The organism is Rhizobium brockwellii, from assembly GCF_000769405.2.
Classification (GTDB): Bacteria; Pseudomonadota; Alphaproteobacteria; order Rhizobiales; family Rhizobiaceae; genus Rhizobium; species Rhizobium brockwellii.
Genome location: NZ_CP053439.1, coordinates 4,404,891 through 4,431,290, shown reverse-complemented (window position 1 = coordinate 4,431,290; position 26,400 = coordinate 4,404,891). Strand labels below are relative to the sequence as shown.

Here is a 26,400-nt window from a genome sequence, read left to right as displayed (position 1 = left end):
TCGAAACAGGCCATTCGCAATAAAAAACCCCGCGGGCAGCTCATACCGGCGGGGTTTTTCGTGAAATCGCTGATATCTCAGTACTGATCGTCGTCCTCGTCCTTCGGGGCCGAGCGCAGAGAGCTCAGCTTGCGGAAGACGGCATCGGCGTCGATTTCCTTTTCCTTTTCCTCCTCGCGCTCGTAGCTCGGGGTCAGGCGCTCGGTTTCCTGAGCCGATTGCAGCGTCGCGCCAAGCTCGGCGGCGGTCGGCAGCGGACGGCCCTTGGAGGCCTTTTCCACTTCCATGTCGAGATCGATCTGGCTGCAGAGGCCGAGCGTCACCGGATCCATCGGCGCCAGGTTGGCAGAGTTCCAGTGCGTGCGCTCGCGGATTTGCTCGATGGTCGACTTCGTCGTGCCGACCAGGCGGGAAATCTGCGCGTCCTTCAGCTCCGGATGGTTGCGAACGAGCCAAAGAATGGCGTTCGGGCGGTCCTGACGCTTGGAAACCGGCGTATAACGCGGACCGCGGCGCTTGGATTCCGGCACGCGCACCTTCGGTTCGGAAAGCTTCAGCTTGTGGTTCGGATTGGCCTCGGCGCGGGCAATCTCGTCGCGGGAAAGCTGTCCTGTCGAGATCGGGTCGAGGCCCTTGATGCCCTGCGCCGCTTCGCCGTCAGCGATCGCCTTGACTTCGAGCGGATGCAGTTTGCAGAACTGCGCGATCTGATCGAAAGACAGTGCCGTATTGTCGACGAGCCAGATGGCGGTCGCCTTCGGCATGAGCAGTGTTTGAGCCATGGATATAGTCCTTCTATCGTCCGCGCCGGTCGCGGTCCGTGGATTGTCACCACAATGTCCGGGAAATATGCCGCTATATAACCGCACTGTCGCATAATTGCAATTCTTCCGAAATGAAATGACCTTTGTCTAATTGCCGTGGCGATGCGAACTGCTATGAATTGCCGTGATTTCAAATCCGGGCCCTTCCTAGCTCACGCGGCCCGTCGCATGTCCCATGAGGAGGAGTTGCATGTCGGAGAAGATCTATCCGGTCACGAAGCCGGTGAAGGCGCGCGCCCTGATCGATAAGGAAAAGTACCTGAAATGGTACGAGGAAAGCGTTGAGAACCCGGACAAGTTCTGGGGCAAGCACGGCAAGCGGATCGACTGGTTCAAGCCCTATACCAAGGTCAAGAACACTTCCTTTACCGGCAAGGTTTCGATCAAGTGGTTCGAGGACGGTCAGACAAATGTCTCCTACAACTGCATCGACCGCCATCTGAAAACGAATGGCGACCAGGTGGCGATCATCTGGGAGGGCGACAACCCCTATATCGACAACAAGGTCACCTATAACGAACTCTACGAGCATGTCTGCCGGATGGCGAACGTGTTGAAGAAGCACGGCGTCAAGAAGGGCGATCGCGTCACCATCTATATGCCGATGATCCCGGAATCGGCCTATGCGATGCTTGCCTGCGCCCGCATCGGCGCGGTGCATTCGGTCGTCTTCGGCGGTTTCTCGCCCGAGGCGCTGGCCGGGCGCATCGTCGACTGCGAATCCACCTTCGTCATCACCTGCGACGAAGGCCTGCGCGGCGGCAAGCCGGTGCCATTGAAGGACAATACCGATACCGCAATTCACATTGCAGCGCGCCAGCACGTAATCGTGGACAAGGTTCTGGTCGTTCGCCGCACCGGCGGCAAGACCGGCTGGGCGCCCGGCCGCGACCTCTGGCATCACCAAGAAATTGCCACGGTGAAGGCGGAATGCCCGCCGGTGAAGATGAAGGCGGAAGATCCGCTCTTCATTCTTTATACGTCAGGATCAACCGGCAAGCCGAAGGGCGTGTTGCACACGACCGGCGGTTATCTCGTCTATGCGGCGATGACGCATGAATATGTCTTCGATTATCACCACGGCGACGTCTACTGGTGTACGGCCGATGTCGGTTGGGTGACCGGCCACTCCTATATCGTCTACGGGCCGCTTGCGAACTGCGCGACGACGCTGATGTTCGAGGGCGTGCCGAATTTCCCGGACCAGGGGCGTTTCTGGGAAGTCATCGACAAGCACAAGGTCAACATCTTTTATACGGCGCCGACGGCGATCCGCTCGCTGATGGGTGCCGGTGACGAATTCGTCACGCGCTCCTCGCGCTCTTCGCTGCGCCTGCTCGGCACGGTCGGCGAGCCGATCAATCCCGAGGCCTGGGAATGGTATTATAATGTCGTCGGCGACAAGCGCTGCCCTGTCATCGATACGTGGTGGCAGACGGAAACTGGCGGCCATATGATCACGCCGCTGCCTGGCGCCACCGATCTGAAACCCGGTTCGGCGACGACCCCGTTCTTCGGTATCAAGCCGCAGCTTGTTGACAATGAGGGCAAGGTGCTGGAAGGCGCCGCCGATGGCAATCTCTGCATCACCGACAGCTGGCCAGGTCAGATGCGCACGGTCTATGGTGATCACGAGCGCTTCATTCAGACCTATTTCTCCACCTACAAGGGCAAGTATTTCACCGGCGACGGCTGCCGGCGCGACGCGGACGGTTATTACTGGATCACCGGCCGCGTCGACGACGTGCTGAACGTCTCCGGCCACCGGCTCGGCACGGCGGAGGTGGAATCCGCTCTCGTCTCGCACAATCTGGTCTCGGAAGCCGCGGTCGTCGGTTATCCGCATCCGATCAAGGGCCAGGGCATCTATTGCTATGTGACGCTGATGGCCGGCCACGAGGGATCGGATACGCTTCGCCAAGATCTGGTGAAACATGTTCGTACCGAAATCGGCCCGATCGCTGCGCCCGACAAGATCCAGTTTGCGCCCGGCCTGCCGAAGACCCGCTCCGGCAAGATCATGCGCCGCATCCTGCGCAAGATTGCCGAGGATGATTTCGGCGCTCTCGGCGACACTTCGACGCTTGCCGATCCGGCAGTCGTCGACGACCTGATCGCCAACCGGCAGAACAAGGCAACCACCTGACATATCGAGCCGCTCCCGTCCGTTCGGTTCCGGAGCGGCTCTTTCGTTAGCCGGATTCTTGGCTATTCCGACCGTAAGACGCCAATAGGAATATCGACTTAGAAATCAATCGCTCGGCCATTGATTTCATAATCGCCGAAGCGCGCCGGCTCGGCTCCGCCGCGGCCGCCGATCTCTGGCGACAACTCCAGCGGTTTCTGTTTCTTTCGCCGCTCTTCGGCTTCGGCAAGGGCGCGTCTGGCAGCCGGGGACAGTATCTTGCGCGGCGGCTCTGTTCCCTCGGCCCTCGGCGTTTCGCTATTGTCATTATCGGCGTCCTGCATGGCCGTCTCCTGCCGGAAAATATTGAAAATGGCTGGTGAATAACCAAATCATAATGCGCCGGTGTCGGGATTGAAAGCTTGTGACGCCGAAATCGGAGATGGAGATCCGCCATGAACCTCGTTCGCACTGCCATGTTGCTTGCCTTCATGACGGCGCTTTTCATGTTTGTCGGCTTCCTGATCGGCGGTCGGGCCGGCATGATGATCGCGTTCGTCATTGCCGCCGGCATGAATTTCTTCTCCTACTGGAATTCCGACCGCATGGTGCTTTCGGCTTATCGCGCCCAGGAGGTCGACGAGCGCAATGCGCCGGAATTCTTCCGGATCGTGCGCGATCTGGCCCGCAATGCCGGCCTGCCGATGCCGAAGGTCTATCTCTACGACAGTCCGCAGCCGAATGCCTTCGCCACCGGCCGCAATCCCGATAATGCCGCCGTCGCCGCCTCGACCGGCCTGCTCAGCGCCTTGTCTCCCGAGGAGGTCGCAGGCGTCATGGCGCATGAACTGGCCCACATTCAGAACCGCGATACGCTGACGATGACGATCACGGCAACGCTTGCCGGCGCGATCTCCATGCTCGGCAACTTCGCCTTCTTTTTCGGCGGCAACCGCGAGAACAACAACAATCCCCTCGGCTTCGTCGGCGTCCTCGTCGCGATGATCGTGGCGCCGCTGGCCGCCATGCTGGTGCAGATGGCAATCAGCCGCACGCGCGAATATTCGGCGGACCGCCGCGGCGCCGAGATCTGCGGCAATCCGCTCTGGCTCGCTTCGGCGCTCGGCAAGATCGCGCGGGGTGCCGCCCACGTGCCGAACGCGGACGCCGAGCGTAACCCGGCGACGGCGCATATGTTCATCATCAATCCGCTCTCCGGCGAGCGTATGGACAATCTGTTTTCCACACATCCGAACACGGAAAACCGCATCGCGGCGCTGCACGACATGGCGCAAAGCGGCATGAATGTCTCGACGTCGCCGGCTCGTGCTGCTAATCCGTCGCGCAAATCGCGCTCTGTTCCGGATACGGGTCTTGGTCGCGGTGGTTCGCAACCGCCAAAAGGTCCGTGGTCTTGAATTCAGACGGCACGAAGAAACCATTCCGCAAGCGTAAGCCCTCCACTGAGCGATCTGCGCCTGATAAGCCCGGCCTGCAGGCCCGGGCCGCGGCGGCAAAAATTCTCGCCGCCGTAGTCGACCGCAAGCTGCCGCTCGACGGCGCTCTCGATCATGAACACGGCAATCCGGCCTATAGGGCGCTCGGCGAAAGCGACCGGGCGCTCGTCCGCGCCATCCTGAACACGACGCTGCGTCACCTGCCGCGCATCGATGCCGCGATTGCCGGGCTGCTGGATTCGCCGTTACCGGAGGGCGCAAGGGCGCTGCATCACGTGCTCGCAATCGGGGCGGCGCAGATCCTCTATCTCGACGTGCCGGATCATTCGGCTGTCGATCTTGCCGTTGAGCAGGCCAATCAGGATCCACGCAATCGCCGTTTCGCCAAGCTGGTCAACGCTATCCTCCGCCGGCTCGGCCGCGAGAAGGAGCAGGTGCTTGATGAGATCGGCAAGGTCGCGCCGATGCCGGCCTGGTTCATCGCCAGGCTGGAAAAGGCCTATGGCCGGGACGCGGCGCTGGCGATTTCGGAATCCCAGCTCGAACCGGCCGCAATCGATCTGACCGTCAAGTCCGACCCTGAAGGTTGGGCGAAGCGGCTGAACGGCGTTGTTTTGCCCACCGGCGGCGTGCGGCTCGCGGCTTTCGACGGCGGCATCCCTTCGGTCGAAGGCTTCGACGAGGGCGCGTGGTGGGTGCAGGATGCGGCGGCAAGCATACCGGCCAAGCTTTTCGGTGATCTCTCGGGCAAACGCACCGCCGATCTCTGTGCTGCGCCTGGCGGCAAGACGGCGCAGCTCATCCTTGCTGGCGGCGCAGTCACCGCCCTCGACCAGTCGGAAAATCGGCTGAGACGGCTGCGGTCGAATCTCGACCGGCTCGGCCTCAAGGCGGAGACGATCGCGGCAGATCTGACGACATTCGAGCCGGCGGAGCGTTTCGACGCGATTCTGCTCGATGCTCCCTGCTCTTCTACCGGCACGACACGCCGGCACCCTGACGTGTTGTGGACCAAAGGGCCTGAGGATATCGCCAGGCTGGCGGCGCTGCAGGAACGGCTGCTGCGGCATGCGCTGACATTGCTGCAGCCTGGCGGCACACTGGTTTTTTCGAATTGTTCGCTCGATCCTGTCGAGGGTGAGGAAGTCGTCGCCCGTGTTCTTTCCGATACGGATGCAGTCGAGCGCGTTCCGATCGGCGCCGGTGACTGGCCCGGTCTTGAGGCGGCGATCACGCCGCTCGGCGAATTCCGCACGCTTCCCACCATGCTGAAAATGCCTGTTGGCATCGGATCCGGCCTCGACGGCTTCTATGCGGCTGTGCTGCGGCGCGTGGCCTGATTGCAAGACTTGAGCGCTCGCGGCACGCTTGCACTAAACGAGTTGCTTCATAGCCTCGTGTCACGCATGCCGTGCTCCAAAACCGCCCGCATGATTTCAGGTGAAACGCGTTAATTTGCGTATATTCGAACCTTGTCACGAATTAATTCATTGTGGACGATGAAATAGGCCACTTTTCACCTATTCTTAACCACGAGGGTCAATAGACAATAGAATATGCAGTCCGGTCGGCGTTTTGCGAGCATGTATGTTCGGGAGGCTTGGCGGCGCGCCTTGCGCCGCGTTGCGTTGCTGCGCCTGAAGCTCTTTCGTCATTCGATCAAGGTGCCCGAGCGTTTGATCGTCGCGCCGACCGATCTCCGCAGCATCGATCCGCATGTGGCCGACGAGATCCTCAACGGACGGTTTCTCCTGGCCGGGCGCATGCTGGAAACCAACGAGAAGTCGCCTTTCACCTTCACCCTGCCCTCGCGCCCCTTTGCGATCCGTCTTCATAGCTTCGGCTGGCTGCGGCATATGCGGGCGAACAAGACGGAGCGCAGTTCGGCTGCCGCCCGCGCGATCGTCGACAGCTGGCTTTCCATCCATGCCGGTCGCATGGAGGGGATTGCCTGGGAGACCGACGTCACCGCCCAGCGCGTTATCGCCTGGTTGTCGCATTCGCCGGTGGTGCTGCAGAATGCCGACCGCGGCTTCTATCGCCGCTTCATGAAGTCGCTGGCGTTCCAGGTGAGGTTCCTGCGCCGTATGGCGCCGTTCACCCTCGGCGGCTTGGAGCTGTTTCGGTTGCGTATCGCGCTCGCCATGGCCTCCGTCGCCATGCCGACCCGCGCCGCTACGCTGAGAAGGGCGGCACAAGCGCTCGACCGCGAATTCGATAGCCAGATTCTGCCGGATGGGGGCCATGTGTCGCGCAATCCGCGCGTCGGGCTGGAATTGCTGCTCGATCTGTTGCCGCTCCGACAGACCTATGTCAATCTCGGCCATGACCTGCCGCAGAAGCTGATCTCCGGTATAGATCGCATCTACCCGGCATTGCGGTTCTTTCGCCATCAGGACGGGGACCTGGCGCTCTTCAACGGCGCGACCTCGACGCTCGCAAACGAGCTGATGTCGGTGCTGCGATATGACGAAACCGCCGGTCAGCCGTTCAAGGCTTTACCGCATTCGCGTTATCAGCGGCTTTCGGGGGGCAAGACGGTGATCATTGCCGATACCGGCACGCCGCCTTCGGGAGGCGCGCTTCGGACCGCGCATGCGGGCAGCCTCTCCTTCGAGATGTCGTCCGGCCGCCATCGCTTCATCGTCAATTCCGGTTCGCCGAAATTTGCCGGGCACCGTTATGTCCAGATGGCGCGCACGACGGCGGCGCATTCGACCGTCATCCTCAACGACACCTCGTCCAGCCGTTTTTCGCCCTCGCCCTTCCTTAACCACGCAATCACCGAACCGGTGAGGACAATTACCGTGGAGCGTGCCGAAACAGAGGACGGACGCGACGGCATCAAGCTCAGCCATGACGGTTATCTCAGGGTGTTCGGGGTGCTGCACGAGCGTGAGCTGACACTCAATGCTGCAGGCTCGATCGTGACCGGCCGCGACCGGCTCGTCGTCCGCGAAGGATATGAGCATGACGAACCGTTGAAGGCGGTCGCCCGCTTTCATATTCATCCTTCGATCGTCCTGCATCAGAGTGATGGCGAGTCCGTGCTGCTGACGGCGCCGGACGGCGAAAGCTGGCTGTTTTCCGCACCTGGCAATGAAGTGCTGATCACCGAGGACATCTTCTTTGCCGACAGCTCCGGCATTTGCGGCTCGGACCAGATCGAGATCGATTTCGATCTTGCCGAGAAGATGGAAATCCGCTGGTTTTTGTCCCGCAAAAGCTAGGGGTGGATGATCTTGGGCCGAGTGGCCCGAGAATGGGATCGCATCCACATCAAGTGAGTAGAGTACGATGCCGACCAAAAATGGCGCGTGCTTTCGACATCTGCTCTGAGGCCTGTTTGCGCGGCGGCAAACCTGTGCTAACGCGACGCCAGCATGCGAGCATCCCTTGCGGATGTCCTCCCGAAGCCCGAACGGAGAAGGTTTCATGGCCGTCATTTCCAAGAAGATCCCCGCCCCCGACAAGGTCGAAATCAAGACCGCGCTCATCTCCGTCTTCGACAAGACCGGGATCGTCGACCTCGCCCACGCCTTGTCTGCCAGAGGTGTGCGCCTGCTTTCGACCGGCGGCACCTATAAAGCGATCACTGCTGCCGGTCTTGCCGTCACCGATGTCTCCGAAATCACCGGTTTTCCGGAGATCATGGATGGGCGTGTGAAGACGCTGCATCCGACGGTGCATGGCGGCCTGCTGGCGATCCGTGACGACAGCGAACACCAGGAAGCGATGAAAACGCATGGCATCGAGGGCATCGACCTCGCCGTCATCAACCTTTACCCCTTCGAGGAGGTGCGCGCCGCCGGCGGCGACTATCCGACGACGGTCGAGAATATCGACATCGGCGGTCCGGCGATGATCCGCGCATCGGCCAAGAACCATGCCTATGTGACGACCATGACCGATCCGGCTGATTATGCCGAGCTGCTGGAGCAGCTTTCCGCAGATGACGGCAAGACCGCCTATGCCTTCCGCCAGCGTATGGCCGCCAAGGCCTATGCCCGCACGGCCGCCTATGATGCAATGATCTCCAACTGGTTCGCCGAGGCGCTGTCGATCAACACGCCGCGCCACCGGGTCATCGGCGGCGCGCTGAAGGAAGAGATGCGCTACGGCGAAAACCCGCACCAGAAGGCTGCCTTCTACGTGACCGGCGAGAAGCGTCCGGGTGTTTCGACGGCCGCTCTTCTCCAGGGCAAGCAGCTCTCCTACAACAATATCAACGATACGGATGCGGCCTACGAGCTGGTCGCCGAGTTCCTGCCTGAGAAGGCGCCGGCCTGCGCGATCATCAAGCATGCCAATCCCTGCGGCGTCGCCACCGGATCGAGCCTGGTCGAGGCCTATCGGCGGGCGCTCGCCTGCGATTCCGTTTCCGCCTTCGGCGGTATCATCGCGCTCAACCAGACGCTGGATGCCGAAACGGCCGAAGAGATCGTCAAGCTCTTCACCGAAGTGATCATCGCGCCGGATGTCACGGAGGAGGCAAAGGCGATCGTCGCCCGCAAACCGAACCTGCGACTGTTGTCTGCAGGTGGCCTGCCCGATCCGCGTGCCGCGGGCCTGACGGCAAAGACCGTTTCCGGGGGCCTGCTCGTCCAGAGCCGCGACAACGGCATGGTCGAGGATCTGGAACTCAAGGTCGTCACCAGGCGTGCGCCGACGGCGCAGGAACTTGATGACATGAAGTTCGCCTTCAAGGTCGGCAAACATGTGAAATCGAATGCCGTGGTCTATGCCAAGGACGGCCAGACCGCTGGCATCGGCGCCGGCCAGATGAGCCGGGTCGATTCCGCCCGCATTGCCGCGCTGAAGGCCGAAGAGGCTGCCAAGGCGCTCGGCCTCGCAGTGCCGATGACGCATGGCTCGGCGGTCGCCTCCGAAGCCTTCCTGCCTTTTGCCGACGGTCTTCTGTCGATGATCGCCGCAGGGGCGACGGCAGTTATCCAGCCGGGCGGCTCGATGCGCGACCAGGAAGTCATCGATGCCGCCAACGAACACGGCGTCGCAATGGTCTTTACCGGCATGCGCCATTTCCGGCACTGAATGAGGATTGGGCGCGGTCACGCGCTCATCTCCGGCTTGATCGGGCTCGTTCCTATGCCCGGTCGGCTGGATAGGGTGTACGGAACAAGAGCACCAGTCCGCCGGCAAGAAACAGGATCAGCGTTGCCATCCCGAGCCGCGGTGATCCGCTCATATAGGTCACCAGAGAGAAGAGCAGCGTCGCCATGAAACTGGTGGCGCGGCCCGAAAGCGCGTAGATGCCGAAGTAGCGGCCGGCTTCCTCCGGGCTGACGCTGCGGGCGAGATAGGAGCGCGACGAGGCCTGCACCGGCCCGAAGGCGAGCCCGATCAGCAGGCCGTAGAGGATGTAGGCCCTTTCCGCCGCAGTACCGAAAAGGCCGCCGGAATCGGCCGTCGGCAGCGGCATCAGTCCGAACAGGGTGTAACCAGGTCCTGTCGAGATGATGCCGATGGTGGCGAGAAGCAGCATCGTGAGGCTGATGACGACGGTCACCTTCGAACCGACGCTCTTGTCGACGCGGCCGGCGATCAGGCAGCCGAATATCGCGACAACATTCAGGATGATGCCGTAGATGCCGATCTCGATCGTCGCCCAGCCGAACATGCCGGCCGCGAAGATACCGCCAAGGATCAGCAGGCCGTTGACGCCGTCCTGATAAATCATGCGGGCGATGAGGAATGTCAGGATGCCGCGGCGTTCCGTGAGTTCGTCAAGCGTGTTTCTGAGTTCACGCAAGCCGGAGCGGACGGCAGTGCCGAAGGGAAGCCCCCTGCCGACATCCGGCGTGAAGAAGAACATCGGCAGGATGAAGATCAGATACCAGACGGCCGAGATCGGCCCGGTGATGCGTGCATCCTGACCGGTCCGAGGATCGAGGCCGAATAGCGGATCGAGACCGAGGATGGTCTTGCCGGTCTCGGGGCTCGCCGCCAAGAGCGTCACGACGGCAATGAGCACAATGATGCCGCCGAGGTAACCGAGCCCCCAGGCGGTGTTGGAAAGCTTGCCGACTTCGTGCTTGCCGACCAGGCGCGGCATCATCGAATCATTGAAGACGATCGAAAACTCGGCCGAGATCGAGGCGAGGATCATGAAAATGACGGGATAGACAATAGGCGAACCGGGTGCGGCAAACCACAGGCAGGAGAGGCTGGCGATCTTGATGATCGCGAAGAAGCCGATCCAGGGTTTGCGTGCGCCGGACTGGTCGGCGATCGAACCGAGAACGGGTGAGAGCAGGGCGATGATCACAGAGGAGATCGTCGCCATGTTGCTCCACGTCGTCTGCGCGGAAACCGGGTCATCGGTCAGGCGGGAAACGAAATAGGGGCCGAAGATAAAGGTTGTGACCACGGTAAAGAAGGGCTGTGCTGCCCAGTCGAAGAACATCCACCCCCAGATGCCCTTCTCCGTGGCCTTCGGCGGTTGCGTTCCTGTCCAGTCAATGCGATTCAACATCCGCTCCTTGTTTTGACGCGGACTGTCTCACCTCGCCCGGTCGCGCGCAAGATCGGTCAGGATACCTGCAGCAACGGTAATACGCGCGAGATTGGGATCGCCGCCGTCGCTGAGGCTTGAAAGCTCCTCGAGGATGCGGTTGATGCGGATGCGATCCTGCGCATGCCAGGCTTGAACGGGAAGCTTTTCCTTGCCGTGATCGGAAAGGGCCGAGATGACGATGTCGCGCCTTGCGCTGGCGATTTGGTCGATGCTGCGGGCAAGCGCCAGATTCTCGTAATGGTCTGAGGTGAGGATCCGCCCGCCCGCCGCCAGCAGCCTGCCGATACGGAAGGTCTGCGACACAGCGATGTAGTTCTCGGCGGCGCGCACCAGCGGTTCGCCGGTGCGTTCAGCGATCTGCATGATCTCCGGCACCAGTGCGAAGATCGGGAGGCTGGCAATCTCGGCCGCAAGTTTTTCGGGCAGGCCCGCCTGGCTGTACTCCGCCTGGCGCACGGCGACCTCGCCGGCCACCTGTCCGGCGAAGGCGGTTTTCAGCTTCTTCAGGGCCGCCTGCAGCCGGCTAATCACTTCCGCCATATCGGCCTTGGTCATGCCCGTCTTCAGCAGCAGGCGCGTCAGCACGACAAAGCTGTGGCCGATCTCCTCGTAGATGCGGTTCTGCATCTCGCCTGATATCCTGCCGTCCAGGGCGTCCGTCTCGGCCCAGAGGCGGGTCAGGTCGAAACCGTCGCGCGCAACGATTGCGGCGCGCACCACCTCCGGTGCCGAAGCTGCCGTCGCGTCCATCATGGCGACGGTGAAGCTTGGTCCGCCACGGTTGATCGCTTCGTTGGCAAGCACGGTCGCGACGATTTCGCGCTTCAGGCGGTGACTGGTGATATCGCCGGCGTTCGACTTCTGCATCTTCACAGGGAAATAATTCAAAAGCGTCGCGATGAAATAGGGATCGTCCGGCAGATCGCTTGCGGCCAGCGCGTCGAAGAGTACGATCTTGGCATAGGATAACAGCACGCCGATTTCCGGCCGCGTCAGCGGCTTGCCGGCTGTATAGCGTTCGGCCAGGGTCTGGTCGTCCGGCAGTGTCTCGACCTTGCGGTTCAGCTGGCCGGCGCCCTCAAGCACAGTCATGAAGCGGCCAAGCTGCAGACCGTTTGCCGTGCCCTTGCGTTCTGTCAGTGAGATCGCCAGCGACTGCAGGTAGTTGTTGCGCAGCACCAAGGTCGCCACTTCGCCGGTCATCGAAGAAAGAAGCTGGTCGCGCTTCGCACGCGTCAGGCGTCCGTCATGCATGGCGGCTGCCAACGCGATCTTGATATTGACCTCGACGTCCGAGGTGTTGACGCCGGCCGAGTTGTCGATGGCGTCGGAATTGCAGTGCCCGCCCTTGAGACCATAGGCGATGCGGCCCTTCTGGGTGACGCCGAGGTTTGCGCCCTCGCCGATCACCTTGGCGCGCACCTCTGTCGCCGCGACGCGAATCGGGTCGTTGGCGCGGTCGCCGACTTCGGCATCGGTTTCGGACGGCGCTTTCACATAGGTGCCGATGCCGCCGAACCAGAGCAGGTCGACCGGGCTTTTCAGGATCGCCGTCATGATCTCGAGGGGCGTGGCCACGGCCTTGTCGATGCCGATCGCGGCAACCGCTTCCGGCGTCAGCGTGACCGATTTCGCTGCGCGCGAAATGATCATTGCACCCTTCGACAGTAAGCTCTTGTCGAAATCCTGCCAGCTTGAACGCGGCAGGTCGAAGAGCCGCTGGCGCTCAGCCAGCGTCTTTTCCATATCGGGGTCGGGATCGATGACGATGTCGCGGTGATCGAAGGCGGCAATGAGTCGGATCTTCGGAGAGAGCAGCATGCCGTTGCCGAAGACGTCGCCCGACATGTCGCCGACGCCGGCGACGGTGAAAGGCGTCGTCTGGATGTCGATGTCCATTTCCCGGAAATGGCGTTTCACGGTTTCCCAGGCGCCGCGGGCAGTGATGCCCATCTTCTTGTGGTCGTAACCGGCCGAGCCGCCGGAGGCAAAGGCGTCGTCCAGCCAGAAGCCAGCTTCCTGCGCCAGTGCATTGGCGGTATCGGAGAAGGTCGCGGTGCCCTTGTCGGCGGCGACAACGAAATAGGGATCGTCACTGTCGAGCCTGACGGTATCCTTTGGCGGGACGATATCGGCGCCTACTATATTGTCGGTGATGGAAAGCAGCGTGCGGATATAGGTCTTGTAGGCTTCGCGACCGGCATTGAAGATCTCGTCGCGGCTGCCGCCGACAGGGAGCTTCTTCGGATAGAAGCCACCCTTGGCGCCGACCGGCACGATGACTGCGTTCTTGACCTGCTGCGCCTTGACGAGGCCGAGCACCTCAGTGCGGTAATCCTCGGCGCGATCCGACCAGCGCAGGCCACCGCGCGCCACCTTGCCGAAGCGCAGATGCACGCCTTCCACCTCGACGCCGTAGACGAACATCTCGCGGAAGGGTTTCGGCTGCGGCAGCCCGTCGACCAGATGCGGATCAAGCTTGAAGGCCAGCATCGCTTTCGGCAAACCATCCGGGTTCTTCTGGAAATAATTGGTGCGCAGCGTCGCATCGACGATGTTGACGTAGCGGCGCAGGATACGGTCGTCGTCGAGGCTCGGCACGTTGGCAAGCTCGGCCTCGATCGCCTGGTGCAGTTCGGCAAGCTTCTTGACGCGGATCTTCTCCGAAAGCCTGGTGTCGAGCGTGTCATGGAAGAGACGAAAGATAGCGGCGGCGACACCGGGATATTTGTCGAGCGTCGTGGCGATATAATCCTGCGAATAGGCGATGCCGGCCTGGCGGAGATAACGCGCGTAGGCGCGCAGGACGTTCGTCTCGCGCGCCGAGAGCCCGGCCGAAAGGATCAGCCGGTTGAAGCTGTCATTGTCGATCGTGCCGGCGAAGGCGGCAACGAAGCCTTCCTCGAGGGCGGCGCCGTAACGCTGCAGATCGATCTCGCCGCCATTGCGGGCCTCGAGCTCCATATCGTGCAGCACGACGAGTTTCTTTTCTCCATCGGCGGCAGGCACCCCGATGTCGAAAGTGCGTTCACTGACGACATTGAAGCCGAGATTCTCGAGAAGCGGCACGCGGCGCGACAGCGCCAGCTGGCCGCCGGCGTGGAAGATCTTCAAGGAAAGGGTGCGGCCGTATTCTTCCCGACGATGGTAGAACTGAATACGAAGCGGCTCGCCGGCGGCGCAGGCGCCGATATCGGCGAGGTCAGCCACGGTTTCCTCCGGAGTGAAGGAATCCTGGAAGGCTTGGTCGACGGATATCTTCGGCGCCTTGGCGCCTGCCAGCGCCTCGAAACGGTCGTCCCAGCGGGCGGTGATTTCGCGGATCACCTGCTCGAGCTTTGCCTGCGGAATGCGTGGCGTCTTGCCGCCCGAGCGGCCGATGATGAAATGCACGCGCGCCACGCCGCCTTCCGGGAAAGCCGGGTAATAGGCAGAGACACGGCCGTCATAGACAGTCTTCAGATAGGTGCCGATCCGTTCGCGTACGATCGAGTCATATTCCTCGCGCGGCACGTAGACGATCACCGAGACGAAGCGGTCGAAATGGTCGATGCGCGGCAGGACGCGCACGCGCGGCCGATCGGCCAGGTCGTTGATCTGTTCGGCAAAACTTGCAAGCAGCGTCGTGTCGATCTGGAAAAGGTCGTCGCGCGGATAGGATTCCAGCGTGTTGTCGAGCATGCGGCCGGAATGGCTCATCGGGTCGAAGCCGAAATGTTCCTTCACTTTCTCGATCTTGGAACGCAGCAGCGGGATTTCGGAGGCGAGCGAGGTGTAGGCCGTCGAGGTGAAAAGGCCGACGATGCGCAGTTCGCCGGTGACGTTGCCCTCAGCGTCGAAGCGCTTGACGCCGACATAATCCATATAGGCGCGGCGATGGACGATCGATTTCACATTCGCCTTGGTGACGATCAGGAAGTCGGGGCCGTCGAGGAAGGCAAGGATCTCAGGCGTTGTCGTGACGGCGTCCTTGCCGGTGCGCAGCACCAGAACATCGGGATTGGAGAGGATGCCGAGGCCAGCACCCTTGTCGCGTTCGACCTTGGCATCGATCCCCTTGCCTGAATAGACATATTCCCGCATGCCGAGGAACGTGAAATTCTCATCGCGCAGCCAGGTCAGGAAAGCGACGGCTTCGTCGCGATCGGCCTTCTTCCGGCTGGCGCTATTGGCCGCAAGCTCGGCGATCACTCCGTCGATCTTGGAGAGCATCGGCTTCCAGTCGGAAACCGACAGGCGGACCTGTTCGAGGACTTTTTCGATGCGTTTGGCGAGATCGGCGGCTTGGTTGGAGTTGAGGGGCGCAATATGAAGCTGGATATGGCTGACGCGGTTGGCCGCGTCGCTCGGGTGATCGGCGGAATAAATCACCGGCGCCTTGCCCTTTTCCACGATCAGGATGGGATGCACGGCCATGAACAGGTCGCGATAGGTGCTCGTCACTTCGCCCATGACCGATTCAAACAGAAAAGGCATGTTCTGGTCGGTGACTGACAGCACCGAGACGGCGATGCCACCGGGCGTCACATCGGCAATGGTGTCGATGCTGACGCGAGGCGCCTTGCCGTTCCAGGCGTCGAGTTCCTTTGCCGAACGCACGGCAGAGAGTGCCAGCATTTCCGGTGTATAGAGTTCGAGATCGTCATTGCTTGCCCGGCCGAAGAGAATTTCCGGATCGAGATGCGCCTCGCCTGTCGCCTTGGCGATCTTGCGCGCGCTCTCGATCTGCTTTTCCCGTTTCGGATTGTTTCTGGCAGCCATGGATCGCCTCCCTCAATGGTCTGATTTTCCGCAAGCTAGCAGAAGATTCTTCGAAAAAATCTCTAAAAGAGCGGTCCGAAGGATTGTTTTGACGCTTTTTGGCGCTGGAAACGAGAAATTGTAAGAGATTTTCCGCTTTCTTCGCCAAACGAAAGCGAAAGCCCCGTCTTCCGGTTTTTTTGTTCCGCCGCACATTTCCACGCCCGCATGAAGAATGGTTGACAGCGTGGCGTCAAAAAGATCATCAAACGCGGTCATCATTTGGATCTTGGATATCATGTCGGAAAATGCAGCGGGCGCAGTCATCGTCATTTCCAGCCATGTGGTGCGTGGTTCGGTCGGAAACCGGGCCGCCGTCTTTGCATTGGAGACGCTCGGTCATCCGGTCTGGGCCCTGCCGACCATCGTGCTGCCCTGGCATCCCGGCCACGGCCGCTCGACGCGGCTGACTTTTGCGGAAACGGATTTCGATGCGGCGATCGACGATCTGATCCGCGCGCCTTGGATCGGCGAAGTCAAGGCGGTGCTTTCGGGCTATTTCGGCAATGCCGCCCAGGCTCGCTCCGTCGCCCGGCTGATAGGTGCGCTCAGGCAAAACAATCCCGATCTGCTCTATGTCTGCGATCCCGTCATGGGCGATCTCGGCGGCCTTTACGTGCCGGAAGCGACCGCAGAGGCCATTCGCGATCATCTCATTCCGCTTGCCTCGCTCGCGACGCCGAACCGCTACGAACTCGCATGGCTTTCGGGGGCAGCCCTCGAAGACAACAGCGCGATCATGGAGGCGGCGCTCGCGCTCGGACCATCGCGCATGCTCGTCACTTCGGCGGTGCCGATGATGGCGGGCGGTACCGGCAATCTCTATCTTTCCGGCCGTCACGCCCTTCTTGCCGAGCATCGCGTCGTCGAAAACCCGCCGAATGGTCTCGGCGACCTCATCGCCGCTGTCTTCCTGTCGCGCCTGCTTTCCGGGATCGAGGACGAAAAGGCGCTGCAGCTTGCCACCGCCAGCGTCTTCGAGGTGCTTGCGCGTGCCGTCAAGCGCGGCAGCAACGAGTTGATGCTGGCCAGCGATGCTTCCAGTCTTTCGACGCCGATGGCCATGGTGCAGATGCGCCGACTCGTGCACCCGGCGCAGCGGCGGAAAAAATGACGCATCTGCAAATATGTTCATTTTGCGGTGCAGCAGTTGATCTTGTCGTCCGCGCGCGCTAATCCAGAAGCATGCAGCGTTTTCCAAACCCCCTTCTGGACGGCTATCGCAACTTTATGAACGGGCGTTATGCCGACGCCCGCGACAGGTATCGGCAGCTTGCCGAAAACGGCCAAAGTCCCCATACGCTTGTCATTGCCTGTTCGGATTCTCGCGCGGCCCCGGAGCTGATCTTCGATGCTGGCCCGGGCGAGCTCTTCGTCATTCGCAACGTTGCCAACATGGTCCCGCCCTACGAGCCGGATGGCCATTTTCATTCGACGTCGGCCGCACTCGAATTTGCCGTACAGGTTCTGAAGGTCTCGGATATCGTCGTGATGGGTCACGGCCGCTGCGGTGGCATCCGTTCAGCACTCGATCCGAATGCCGAGCCATTGTCGCCCGGCGATTTCATCGGCCGCTGGATGTCGCTGGTCAAACCCGCCGCCGAGCAGATCCAGAGCAACGACGTGATGACGGCCGCCGAGCGGCAGACGGCGCTGGAGCGTGTCTCCATCCGCAATTCGATCAACAATCTCAGAAGCTTTCCCGACATCAAGGCGCTCGAGGAAGCGGGAAACCTGCATCTCCACGGCGCCTGGTTCGACATTTCGACCGGTGAACTCTGGGTCATGGACGCCGAGACACGCGACTTCATTCGTCCCGAAATCTAGGGACATGCCGGTTTATCAGTTTTTTAAGGATTGTTGTTAAGCTCGCCGCCAATTGGTCGCGCACGACCGACGTTTTGATCACCGTGGCGATTGGCGATGAAGTTCGAAACCATTAAAAAGGTTATCCTGGCCGCTATCATGCTGCCCTTCGTCTTCATGCTCATTGAAGGCGTCGTCGTCATACGTTCTTCGGTCAATCAATACTGGAACCTCGAAAAGGACCGGCAATTCGCCGATGTGCTTGCCCGTGGCGGGTCGATCGCCGCTACGGAGATTCTGACTGAAATTGACGCCACCCGCCGCTACCTCGCAGATCCCAGCGACAGGAATGCCGTCGACATGCAGCAAAGCCGGGTGACGCTCGATCGCGAACGCCGCGCTTTTTATGCCAGCCTGCCCTCCCGCGATGCGCTCGACGAAGGGCTCGTCGGCGAATTATCGATTCTCAGCCTTGCCTACAGCCGCATCGTCGCTGCGCGCAGCGCCGTCGACCAGGGCCGCTATGCCGGCAGCGATCCTGGTTCCATCTACTGGTATGCGGCTCTCAAGCAGCTTGCCGTCGTCGATGCGCTTTCACCGCTGATCAGCGATCCGGTGCTGCTTGAGAAATCCAACCAGCTGATGGGCATCCTGCTGACCTATTACGGCGAAAGGCTGATCACCGGGATCGGCACCCGTTATCTCAACCAAGGGGTTTCCGCCAGATTGCCGGTGGAGCTCTTCGTGCAGGGCAAGGTCATGCTCGGCGAGGGCATGGATCACATGGTTTTCCATTCCTCCGCGCCGATCGTGCGCAACATCGTCGCTTATCTCGGCCGCAGCAGCCAGGTGAAGGCGAATGCGATCACCGATGCCATTCTCGCCGGATCGCGGCCGACACGGGCCGTGCATGACGTCTGGGCGGCCGCGCAGAGCGAGCGCATGGGCTTCCTGCAGCAGAAGATGATCGAGGCCGCACAGGATATTCACGCGACCGGCGAAAACCTGTCGACGCGCTCGCACATACACCTGACGCGGATCCTGGCGCTGTGTGCCGGCCTGCTGATACTCGCCACATTGGTGCTGGTGCTGGCGGCAAAGGGCCTGCGCCTGATCGACCGGCTGACCCAGGATCGGGAGACGCTGGTCGGCGAGTTGCGCAGCGCCGCGCAGACCGATCTTCTGACCGGTCTTTACAACAGGCGCGGCTTTGAGGTCGCCGCATCCGCGCTTCTCACTCAGGCCGAGCATGGATCACGCTGGATTTCCGTCGTGCTCTTCGACCTCGATCATTTCAAGAAGATCAACGACATTCACGGGCATGACGCCGGCGATGCCGTGCTCCGGCATGTCGCGGGCGTTGCGCGCCAGAATTTTCGTTCCTTCGATCTGCTGGTGCGCCATGGTGGCGAGGAGTTCCTGGCGCTTCTACCGGATTCGACGCCTGATGATGCCGCAATCGTTGCCGAGCGCGTGCGGCTGGCAATCGAGGGGGCGGAAATCCCCCTGACGAGCGGCGATGTTCTCAAGGTGACTGCGAGTTTCGGATGCGCCGGACGGGCAAATGAAGCCACCAACCGGAACTTCGAGGATCTGGTCAAACGCGCCGATCTGGCGCTTTACGCAGCCAAGGCCTCCGGCCGCAACTGCGTCTTCTCGGGACCGACCCTGCCGGCCCCGGTGCAGGAGGAGCGACGCAAGGCGGCGTCCGGCGGCGGCTTTGATTCCCGCATGTGAAAAACGCCGCATATCGCAGCGGCGTTTTCGGGTATTGGTGTCGATGAAGGCTTATCCGCCGTAAAGGCCTATTTGCCGTCGATCTGCTGGCCGATATAGGCGATCGCCTGCTGGTAGACGCTGGCGGCGTTCCAGCCCTGGATGGCGACGAAATTCGGCTCTCCCGGCTGATAGCCGGAGCCGGCGCGCCAGCCATGGCCCTTGAGGAAATTCGCCGTCGAGGCCAGTGCATCGGCGCGGGAACCGACCATGTCGACGCGGCCGTCGCCGTCGCCGTCGGCGCCGAAGCGCACGACATTGCGCGGCAGAAACTGCGTCTGGCCGATTTCACCATGGGCAGCGCCCTTGGCCTGCGGGCTCAGATAACCCTCGGAGACGAGCTGGAGTGCTGCATAGAGCTGGTCGGTGAAATAGTCCGAGCGACGGCAGTCATAGGCAAGGGTCGAAACAGCCGACAGCGTATGCTGGTTGCCCATATAGCTGCCAAAACCGGTCTCCATGCCCCAGATCGCAATCAGCGGGCCGGCCGGAACGCCGTAACGGCGCTCGATCGAGGCAAAAAGCGCCTGGTTGGCGGCCTTCATGCTGCGGCCGCGGGAGATGACCGTGGCACCGCCGCGTTTCTGCATGAAAGCGTCGAAGGAGAGCTTGAAGCTTTTCTGGCCGCGGTCGGCGGCGATCGTCGGCTTGTTGTAATTGACGTTGGCGAAGGCGCGGTCGAGGACCGAGCGGCTGACGCCGTTTGCCGCTGCTTCCTGCTTGAAGTCGGCGACCCAGGCAGTGAAACCGCTGCTATTATTGCCGCATTGGGCGCCCTGGGCCGCTGCCGGCAGCGCGTGGAGAACGCCGGCTGCCGTAAACGCCGCCAGAAGGAATGTTGTCATGCGCATGAGGAACCCCGCTCCGGTCTGCTGAAGCGCGCCGCGGCCGATCGGGACCATGAGACGCGCCTTAAATCTTCGTTCTGTTCATGTCCTTGCCCCAAACCGCTACACGGTCTCGGGCGGCATAGCTTGGCTGACGCCGGGCAGAATGCCAGCCGAAGGCGATTTTGTCACGATCACCTTTTAGTAAGCGCTTATGGATAGAGGGCGCCCACGGCTCGGCAAAAAGCCCTGCCTTCATCAGCAGGGCTTTAGCATATTATGGTTTACAAATGGTATCAGGCGGCCTGCTTGCGCGGCTTGACAAGGCCGCGATTGACGAGCAGCTCGGCGATCTGGATGGCGTTCAAGGCAGCACCCTTGCGCAGGTTGTCGGAGACCACCCAGATGTTGAGGCCGTTTTCGACAGTTGCATCCTCGCGAATGCGCGAGATGTAAGTCGCATCCTCGCCCGCGGATTCATATGGCGTGATGTAGCCGCCGTCCTCGCGCTTGTCTATGACGAGGCAGCCTGGTGCATCGCGCAGGATGTCGCGGGCCTGGTCGGCAGTGATCTCGTTTTCGAATTCGATGTTGACCGATTCCGAATGACCGATGAAAACCGGCACGCGCACCGCCGTGCAGGTCACCTTGATCTTCGGGTCGAGCATCTTCTTCGTCTCGGCCAGCACCTTCCACTCTTCCTTGGTGTAGCCGTCCTCCATGAAGACGTCGATGTGCGGGATGACGTTGAAGGCGATACGCTTGGTGAACTTCTTGTTCTCGATCGGATCGGCGACGAAGACGGCGCGCGTCTGGTTGAAGAGCTCGTCCATGCCGTCCTTGCCGGCGCCGGAAACCGACTGGTAGGTCGAGATGACGACACGCTTGATCTTGGCGAAGTCGTGCAACGGCTTCAGCGCCACCACCAACTGGGCGGTCGAGCAATTCGGATTGGCGATGATGTTGCGCTTGGTGAACTGACTGATCGCATCCGGGTTCACTTCCGGCACGATCAGCGGCACGTCGGCGTCATAGCGCCAAGCCGAGGAATTGTCGATGACGATGCAGCCCTGCTGGCCGATCTTCGGCGAGAACTTCTTGGAGACCTCGCCGCCGGCCGACATCAGGCAGATGTCGGTATCGGAGAAATCGTAATTCTCCAGATTGGAGACCTTCAGCGTCCGGTCACCGTAGGAAACTTCGGTGCCCTGCGAACGCGAGGAGGCGAGTGCCACGACCTCATCGGCGGGGAAGCCTCGCTCAGAGAGGATGTTGAGCATCTCCCGGCCGACATTACCGGTCGCTCCCGCAACTGCTACTTTGAAACCCATTTCTCAAGCTCTCTTTCTCTTCTCTCCTCTTGTCCGGTGAGGGGAAAGGCGCGATTAATCGCGTCTTCCTGTCCCCAGCCGAGCCGGGGAGAGAGCGGCAGGCCAGAGACGTCAGACGGTTTTCGTCGTCGTTTTGGCCTTGGTTTTGGCAGAAACCGGAACGGCAATGTCCACCCCGGCAACCCGTGCCCGGTCATTGCATTCGGCAATGGCGTGTTCGTCGCGAACCATGGATATTCCTTTTCCGATGTTGCTCTTAGAAGGTTTTCCACAGGAGTCAAGGTTTTTGCGCTTGGAGCTCGCAGGCGAAAGCGGCTGCCGCAATGCTGCGACGTTTTGTCATGCCGCTGTCATCCTCGGGAGGTATCCCGGCCCGGTTGTTAATGTCTGCAACGAAAACGGGGGTTTTCCATGCGTACGCTTCTTGCCGCCTTTGCGGCCACCACCATCCTTGCGGGCGCCGCTCAGGCGACGACGGTCTATCCGCTTGATCGCGCGACGATCCTTGCCGGTTCGCCGTTCGATTTCAAGGTCGAGCTCAACAAGCAGGTCAAGCCCGAAGACGTGAAGATCACCGTCAACGGCCAGGACTACAAGACCGTCCTCGGAGGAGAAGCGCAGTTCGTCGAATTGGAAAAGGGCAAGGACGACAAGGCTCTCGGCTCCGCTATCCTGCTGCGCGACCTGAAGATTTCCGCTCCTGGCGACTACAAGATCGAAGTCGCTGCCGGCGACGAAACGAAGTCTGTCATCTGGAATGTTTATGAAACAGCGGCCCAGCCGAAGGCAAAGAACATCATCTTCCTGCTGGGTGACGGCCTTTCCGTTGCGCATCGCACCGCTGCCCGCATCATGTCCAAGGGCATGACCGAAGGGAAGGCGAATGGCCGCCTGAATATGGACGATCTCGAGCGTATGGCGTTTATCGGCACGTCGGCGACGAATGCCGTCGATACGGACTCGGCCAACACCATGTCGGCCTACATGACGGGTCACAAGACGGCCGTCAACGCGATCGGCGTTTATGCGGACCGTACGCCGGCCTCCCTCGATGATCCGCGTGTTGAAACCTTCGCAGAAGCCGTTCGCCGCCTGACCAAGAAGTCGATCGGCATCGTTGCAACGGCCGAGGTCGAAGATGCTACGCCGGCCGCGGTCGTTTCCCACACCCGCAACCGCAACGACAAGGCCGACGTTGTCGGCATGCTGCTCGACGTCAAGCCGGAAGTCCTCCTCGGCGGTGGCTCGGCCTATTTCCTCGGCAAGGAAGTCGCCGGCTCCAAGCGCAAGGACAATCAGGACTACATCAAGCAGTTCCAGGATGCCGGTTACAAGCTTGCGACCGACAAGAACGAGCTCGCAGCCAATGCATCGGCGGAAGGCAATCTCCTCGGTCTCTTCCACACCGGCAATATGGACGTGACGCTTGATCGCGAGTTCCTGAAGAAGGGCACCGTCGACAAGTTCCCGAACCAGCCGGGCCTCGTCGCCATGACCAAGGTTGCGCTCGACCGCCTCTCGAAGAATCCTGATGGCTTCTTCCTGATGGTCGAAGGCTCCTCGATCGACAAAATGTCTCATCCGCTCGATTGGGATCGTGCCGTCTACGAAACCATCGAATTCGACCAGGCCATCGGCGTTGCCCGCGAATTCCAGAAGGCCCATCCGGACACGCTGATCGTCGTCACCGGCGACCACACGCATGGCGTATCCATCATCGGTACCGTCGATGATGAAAAGCCCGGCACGGAAATGCGCGAAAAGGTCGGGACCTATGCCGAAGCCGGCTTCCCGAACTACAAGGACGAAAACGGCGACGGCTATCCCGATAAGGTCGACGTCAGCCGCCGCCTGTTCCTGAGTGCCAACAATGGCCCCGATCACTACGAGACCTTCCGTCCGAAGCTCGATGGCCCGTTCGTTCCGGCTGTCCAGAACGAAAAGAAGGAATATGTCGCCAACGAGCAGTATAAGGATGTTCCCGGCGCGGTCTTCGTTCAGGGCAATATCCCGAAGGCCGGCGATAGTGGCGTCCACGCCGTCGACGACGTCGTCCTGCAGTCGGCAGGTCCTGGCGCTGAAGGCTTCCATGGTTACATGGAACAGAGCGACGTCTATCGCGTGCTCGCCGACACCTTCGCTCTCGGCGCCAAGCAGACGAACTGATCTGAAGCCTATCTGATCCGGCTAGGCCGCTTGCCGGCCTTGCCTCTTTCACCGATCATGGTCCCGGCTGTTCAGCGGCCGGGATTTCATTCTTGGAGATCGCCATGGAAAAGCTCCCTTTGCTGCATCTCAGCCGCCGCAGCCTGATCGGCGCCATCGGCACGCTGGCCTTCGCCGCTATTGCTCGCCCGAGTTTTGCTGCGGATTCCTTGATCAGCTTCGATGAGCTTTACGGCAAGTTCGGCGTGCTCGGCCTCGAATTCTCCGACAAGGTGAAGCGCCTTGCCGGCAAAGACGTCAGCATGAAAGGTTTCATGGCACCGCCATTGAAGGCCGAGGCCCAGTTCTTCGTGCTCACCGAGGTGCCGATGTCGCTCTGCCCCTTCTGTTCCTCGGATGCGGACTGGCCGGACAATATCGTCGTCGTCTATCTCGGCGAGAAGCAGACCTTCGTGCAGCCGCGCCAGACGATAGAAGTGCGCGGGACGCTTGAATACGGTTCGTGGACGGATCCGGACACAGGCTTCGTCAGCCTGCTGCGGATCCGCCAGGCCGAATATTCCGCCGTCTGAACCGGTATGCTCGCTCTCGATATCGAAAACCTGACCGTTGCCTTTCCGGGCCTGTCCTCGCCGGCACTGGCGATCGGCCGCCTGTCGATCGAGGCAGGCAGCAAGGTCGCCGTCACAGGCGCGTCCGGATCCGGCAAGAGTACCTTCGTCAATATCGTTGCCGGGCTGGAGCGGACGCGGCAAGGCCGCATCTGCTGGAACGGCGAGGATATCGCGGGTTTTTCAGAAAGCCGGCGCGACCGGTTCCGTGCCGCCAATATCGGCCTGGTCATGCAGGAGTTCCATCTCTTTCCCGGCCTGTCTGCACTGGAGAACGTACTCCTGCCGGCGCGGCTTGCCGGCGCCGCCACGGCTGATGTCATCGAGCGGGCGCATGCGCTTTTGGGCACGGTCGGTCTTTCGCGCCCCGGCCAGAAAATCGAAACCATGTCGCGCGGCGAGATGCAGCGCGTGGCGATCGGCCGGGCGCTGCTGCGCAAGCCCGGCGTCATCATCGCAGACGAGCCGACTGCAAGCCTCGATGCCGAAAGCGGCGAGGCGGTTGGCGATCTCATCCTCGATCTGGCCATTGCCGAAGGCAGCACGCTGATTGTCGTTTCACACGACCAGCGCTTGGTGGGCCGCCTCGACAGGTGCATCACCTTCGGTTCCGGCCGGATCGGCGATGATTCCGCGGCAACGGCGGGAGAGGCTGCATGATCCGCTTCATCCTTTCCGACCTTCGTCGCCTCTGGGCGGGGTCGCTGGTGGTCGTGCTCTTGGTGGCGCTTGCGATCGCGCTCGGCGTTTCTGTCGTCCTGCAGGAGCGGGCGCTTCGTCTCGGCAGCGCACGCGCCGCCGACAAGTTCGATCTTGTCATCGGCGCCGGCGGCAGCGAGACGCAGCTCGTGCTGTCCTCCGTCTTCCTGCAGCCCTCGCCGCTGCCACTGATGCCGGGCGAAGTGCTGGGCAAGCTTGCCGCGGATCCGCGGGTCGATTGGGCAGCCCCGATCGGCTTCGGCGATTCCTTCTCCGGCTATCCGATCATCGGCACAACGACCATGCTGGCGCAGAACCTGTCCGGCGGTTTGGGCGAAGGCAAGATTTTCGCACGCGAGGGCGAGGCAGTGATCGGCGCCGCCGTCAAGCTGTCGCTCGGCGGCGAGATCAAGCCGATGCACGGGTCGCTGGAAGAGGGCGGCGAGACTCATACCGAGCTCGTCTATCATATCGCCGGCCGTTTGCGGCCGACCGGCACCGCCTGGGACCGGGCCATTCTCGTTCCGATCCAGGCTGTCTGGCACATCCATGGCATGGAGGCGGAAGAGCATTTGGAAGATGGTGCCGAAGCCGAGCACGATCATGAAGCGGCGTCCGGCACGGACAGCGCTGAACATGGCCATGAGCACGAGAAAGCCGGCGCTGATCATGATGGGCATGGGCATCACGGGAAAGCCGATCCGGATGCCGCGCTTGATGAGAGCTGGACTGCGGGCGCTCCTGGCCTTCCCGCCATTCTCGTCAAGCCGAAGACGATCGCCGATGCCTATAAGCTGCGGCAGGACTATCGCAGCGGCGATACCGTCGCTGTCTTTCCCGGCGAGGTGCTGACCAATCTCTACGCCACGCTCGGCGACGCCAAACAGATCCTGGTCGCCGTCGCCTCCGGCGCGCAAGCTCTCGTCGCAGCCTCGCTGGTGCTGGTCACGGTCATCCATATCGGCCAGCGCCGCCGTCAGATCGGCGCACTGAGGGCCTTCGGCGCCCCACGCGGCGCGATTTTCGGCATCGTCTGGCTGGAATTCTTCTTCCTGGTGGCAACTGGCATCGCACTCGGATTCGCGCTCGGTTATGCCGCAGCCCTCATCTTATCCGGCATGTTCTCGCAAACAAGCGGGGTTGCCATGCCGGTCGGCTTCGCCCGTGAAGATGCCGGGCTTGCGGCAGTGCTGCTTGCCTTTGCCACACTTCTCGCTGCGCTGCCGGCAGTGCTTGCCTATCGGCAATCGCCGGCGCAGGCGCTGAGAGCGTAACGGGTCCACATTACAACCGCGTGAAACCTGCTTCGAAACCTCCGGCAGCACAATCCTCACGGGTGGCGGCGGGCCTGATGTGCGTGAGAACCGCGCGTCATTATTAGACTAAAGTCATAATCCGAAAGCCTCTCTCTTTTTGATCTGTCGTTTCTGGCACACTCCCGTC

General features: G+C 61.4%; 20 protein-coding genes. 12 read left to right on the top strand and 8 right to left on the bottom strand.

Translation table 11 applies throughout. The annotated features are described in order from the left end of the window. Positions 1-77: 77 nt before the first annotated feature. Entirely contained in the window at positions 78-782 is a 705-nt protein-coding gene (locus tag RLCC275e_RS21650; RefSeq protein ID WP_007632151.1) for a DUF1013 domain-containing protein, read from the bottom strand. A gap of 232 nt (positions 783-1,014) precedes the next feature. Here RLCC275e_RS21650 and acs point away from each other — a divergent pair, with 232 nt between their 5' ends. Continuing rightward, the gene (gene acs / locus RLCC275e_RS21645) at positions 1,015-2,970 is read left to right on the top strand and encodes an acetate--CoA ligase (protein WP_033182021.1); all 1,956 of its coding nucleotides are present in this window, start codon (positions 1,015-1,017) and stop codon (positions 2,968-2,970) included. 98 nt (positions 2,971-3,068) lie between these two features. On the opposite strand, the gene RLCC275e_RS21640 is transcribed toward acs, so the two are convergent. Beyond that, entirely contained in the window at positions 3,069-3,293 is a 225-nt protein-coding gene (locus RLCC275e_RS21640; RefSeq protein ID WP_033182020.1) for a DUF1674 domain-containing protein, read from the bottom strand. A gap of 111 nt (positions 3,294-3,404) precedes the next feature. On the opposite strand from RLCC275e_RS21640, the gene htpX reads away from it, so the two are divergent. The 4 genes from htpX (at position 3,405) to purH (ending at position 9,458) form a co-directional block, all read left to right on the top strand. After that, entirely contained in the window at positions 3,405-4,367 is a 963-nt protein-coding gene (htpX, locus tag RLCC275e_RS21635) for a zinc metalloprotease HtpX (RefSeq protein WP_033182019.1), read from the top strand. Next, positions 4,358-5,746: an RsmB/NOP family class I SAM-dependent RNA methyltransferase gene (locus RLCC275e_RS21630; RefSeq protein WP_033182018.1), complete on the top strand. Its 1,389-nt coding sequence runs from the start codon at positions 4,358-4,360 to the stop codon at positions 5,744-5,746. The genes htpX and RLCC275e_RS21630 overlap by 10 nt, the downstream gene beginning before the upstream one ends. Before the next feature lie 216 nt (positions 5,747-5,962). Further along, positions 5,963-7,636 carry a heparinase II/III family protein gene (locus RLCC275e_RS21625; RefSeq protein ID WP_033182017.1) on the top strand — a complete coding sequence of 558 codons (1,674 nt, stop codon included), beginning with the start codon at positions 5,963-5,965 and terminating at the stop codon, positions 7,634-7,636. A 205-nt stretch (positions 7,637-7,841) separates the two neighbouring features. Continuing rightward, entirely contained in the window at positions 7,842-9,458 is a 1,617-nt protein-coding gene (gene purH, locus RLCC275e_RS21620) for a bifunctional phosphoribosylaminoimidazolecarboxamide formyltransferase/IMP cyclohydrolase (RefSeq protein WP_033182016.1), read from the top strand. A gap of 52 nt (positions 9,459-9,510) precedes the next feature. On the opposite strand, the gene RLCC275e_RS21615 is transcribed toward purH, so the two are convergent. From RLCC275e_RS21615 to RLCC275e_RS21605, 3 genes are read right to left on the bottom strand one after another with little or no spacing between them, the layout of a single operon-like run. Beyond that, positions 9,511-10,899: an MFS transporter gene (locus RLCC275e_RS21615; protein WP_050516822.1), complete on the bottom strand. Its 1,389-nt coding sequence runs from the start codon at positions 10,897-10,899 to the stop codon at positions 9,511-9,513. 27 nt (positions 10,900-10,926) lie between these two features. Continuing rightward, positions 10,927-15,702, bottom strand: coding sequence for an NAD-glutamate dehydrogenase (locus tag RLCC275e_RS21610; protein ID WP_033182015.1), 4,776 nt, complete (start codon positions 15,700-15,702; stop codon positions 10,927-10,929). 12 nt (positions 15,703-15,714) lie between these two features. Further along, positions 15,715-16,008 carry a hypothetical protein gene (locus RLCC275e_RS21605; protein ID WP_197725678.1) on the bottom strand — a complete coding sequence of 98 codons (294 nt, stop codon included), beginning with the start codon at positions 16,006-16,008 and terminating at the stop codon, positions 15,715-15,717. Here RLCC275e_RS21605 and pdxY point away from each other — a divergent pair. From pdxY to RLCC275e_RS21590, 3 genes are all read left to right on the top strand, one after another. Beyond that, positions 15,980-16,855 carry a pyridoxal kinase PdxY gene (gene pdxY, locus RLCC275e_RS21600; RefSeq protein ID WP_033182014.1) on the top strand — a complete coding sequence of 292 codons (876 nt, stop codon included), beginning with the start codon at positions 15,980-15,982 and terminating at the stop codon, positions 16,853-16,855. The two genes, RLCC275e_RS21605 and pdxY, sit on opposite strands and share 29 nt — an antisense overlap. Before the next feature lie 71 nt (positions 16,856-16,926). Next, on the top strand, positions 16,927-17,568 hold the full coding sequence (locus tag RLCC275e_RS21595; RefSeq protein ID WP_033182013.1) for a carbonic anhydrase: 642 nt from the start codon (positions 16,927-16,929) through the stop codon (positions 17,566-17,568). A 96-nt stretch (positions 17,569-17,664) separates the two neighbouring features. After that, on the top strand, positions 17,665-19,284 hold the full coding sequence (locus RLCC275e_RS21590) for a GGDEF domain-containing protein (RefSeq protein WP_033182012.1): 1,620 nt from the start codon (positions 17,665-17,667) through the stop codon (positions 19,282-19,284). A gap of 68 nt (positions 19,285-19,352) precedes the next feature. On the opposite strand, the gene RLCC275e_RS21585 is transcribed toward RLCC275e_RS21590, so the two are convergent. The 3 genes from RLCC275e_RS21585 to RLCC275e_RS34690 form a co-directional block, all read right to left on the bottom strand. Next, positions 19,353-20,174, bottom strand: coding sequence for a lytic murein transglycosylase (locus tag RLCC275e_RS21585; RefSeq protein WP_033182129.1), 822 nt, complete (start codon positions 20,172-20,174; stop codon positions 19,353-19,355). Between the two features lie 272 nt (positions 20,175-20,446). After that, positions 20,447-21,481: an aspartate-semialdehyde dehydrogenase gene (locus RLCC275e_RS21580; RefSeq protein ID WP_012759513.1), complete on the bottom strand. Its 1,035-nt coding sequence runs from the start codon at positions 21,479-21,481 to the stop codon at positions 20,447-20,449. A 111-nt stretch (positions 21,482-21,592) separates the two neighbouring features. Beyond that, the gene (locus RLCC275e_RS34690) at positions 21,593-21,805 is read right to left on the bottom strand and encodes a hypothetical protein (RefSeq protein ID WP_033182011.1); all 213 of its coding nucleotides are present in this window, start codon (positions 21,803-21,805) and stop codon (positions 21,593-21,595) included. A gap of 87 nt (positions 21,806-21,892) precedes the next feature. On the opposite strand from RLCC275e_RS34690, the gene RLCC275e_RS21570 reads away from it, so the two are divergent. The 4 genes from RLCC275e_RS21570 (at position 21,893) to RLCC275e_RS21555 (ending at position 26,231) form a co-directional block, all read left to right on the top strand. Further along, entirely contained in the window at positions 21,893-23,647 is a 1,755-nt protein-coding gene (locus tag RLCC275e_RS21570) for an alkaline phosphatase (RefSeq protein ID WP_033182010.1), read from the top strand. 104 nt (positions 23,648-23,751) lie between these two features. Then, positions 23,752-24,219, top strand: coding sequence for a hypothetical protein (locus RLCC275e_RS21565; RefSeq protein ID WP_033182009.1), 468 nt, complete (start codon positions 23,752-23,754; stop codon positions 24,217-24,219). A 6-nt stretch (positions 24,220-24,225) separates the two neighbouring features. After that, positions 24,226-24,918: an ABC transporter ATP-binding protein gene (locus RLCC275e_RS21560; protein WP_033182008.1), complete on the top strand. Its 693-nt coding sequence runs from the start codon at positions 24,226-24,228 to the stop codon at positions 24,916-24,918. Next, entirely contained in the window at positions 24,915-26,231 is a 1,317-nt protein-coding gene (locus RLCC275e_RS21555) for an ABC transporter permease (RefSeq protein ID WP_033182007.1), read from the top strand. The genes RLCC275e_RS21560 and RLCC275e_RS21555 overlap by 4 nt, the downstream gene beginning before the upstream one ends. Positions 26,232-26,400: the final 169 nt, after the last annotated feature.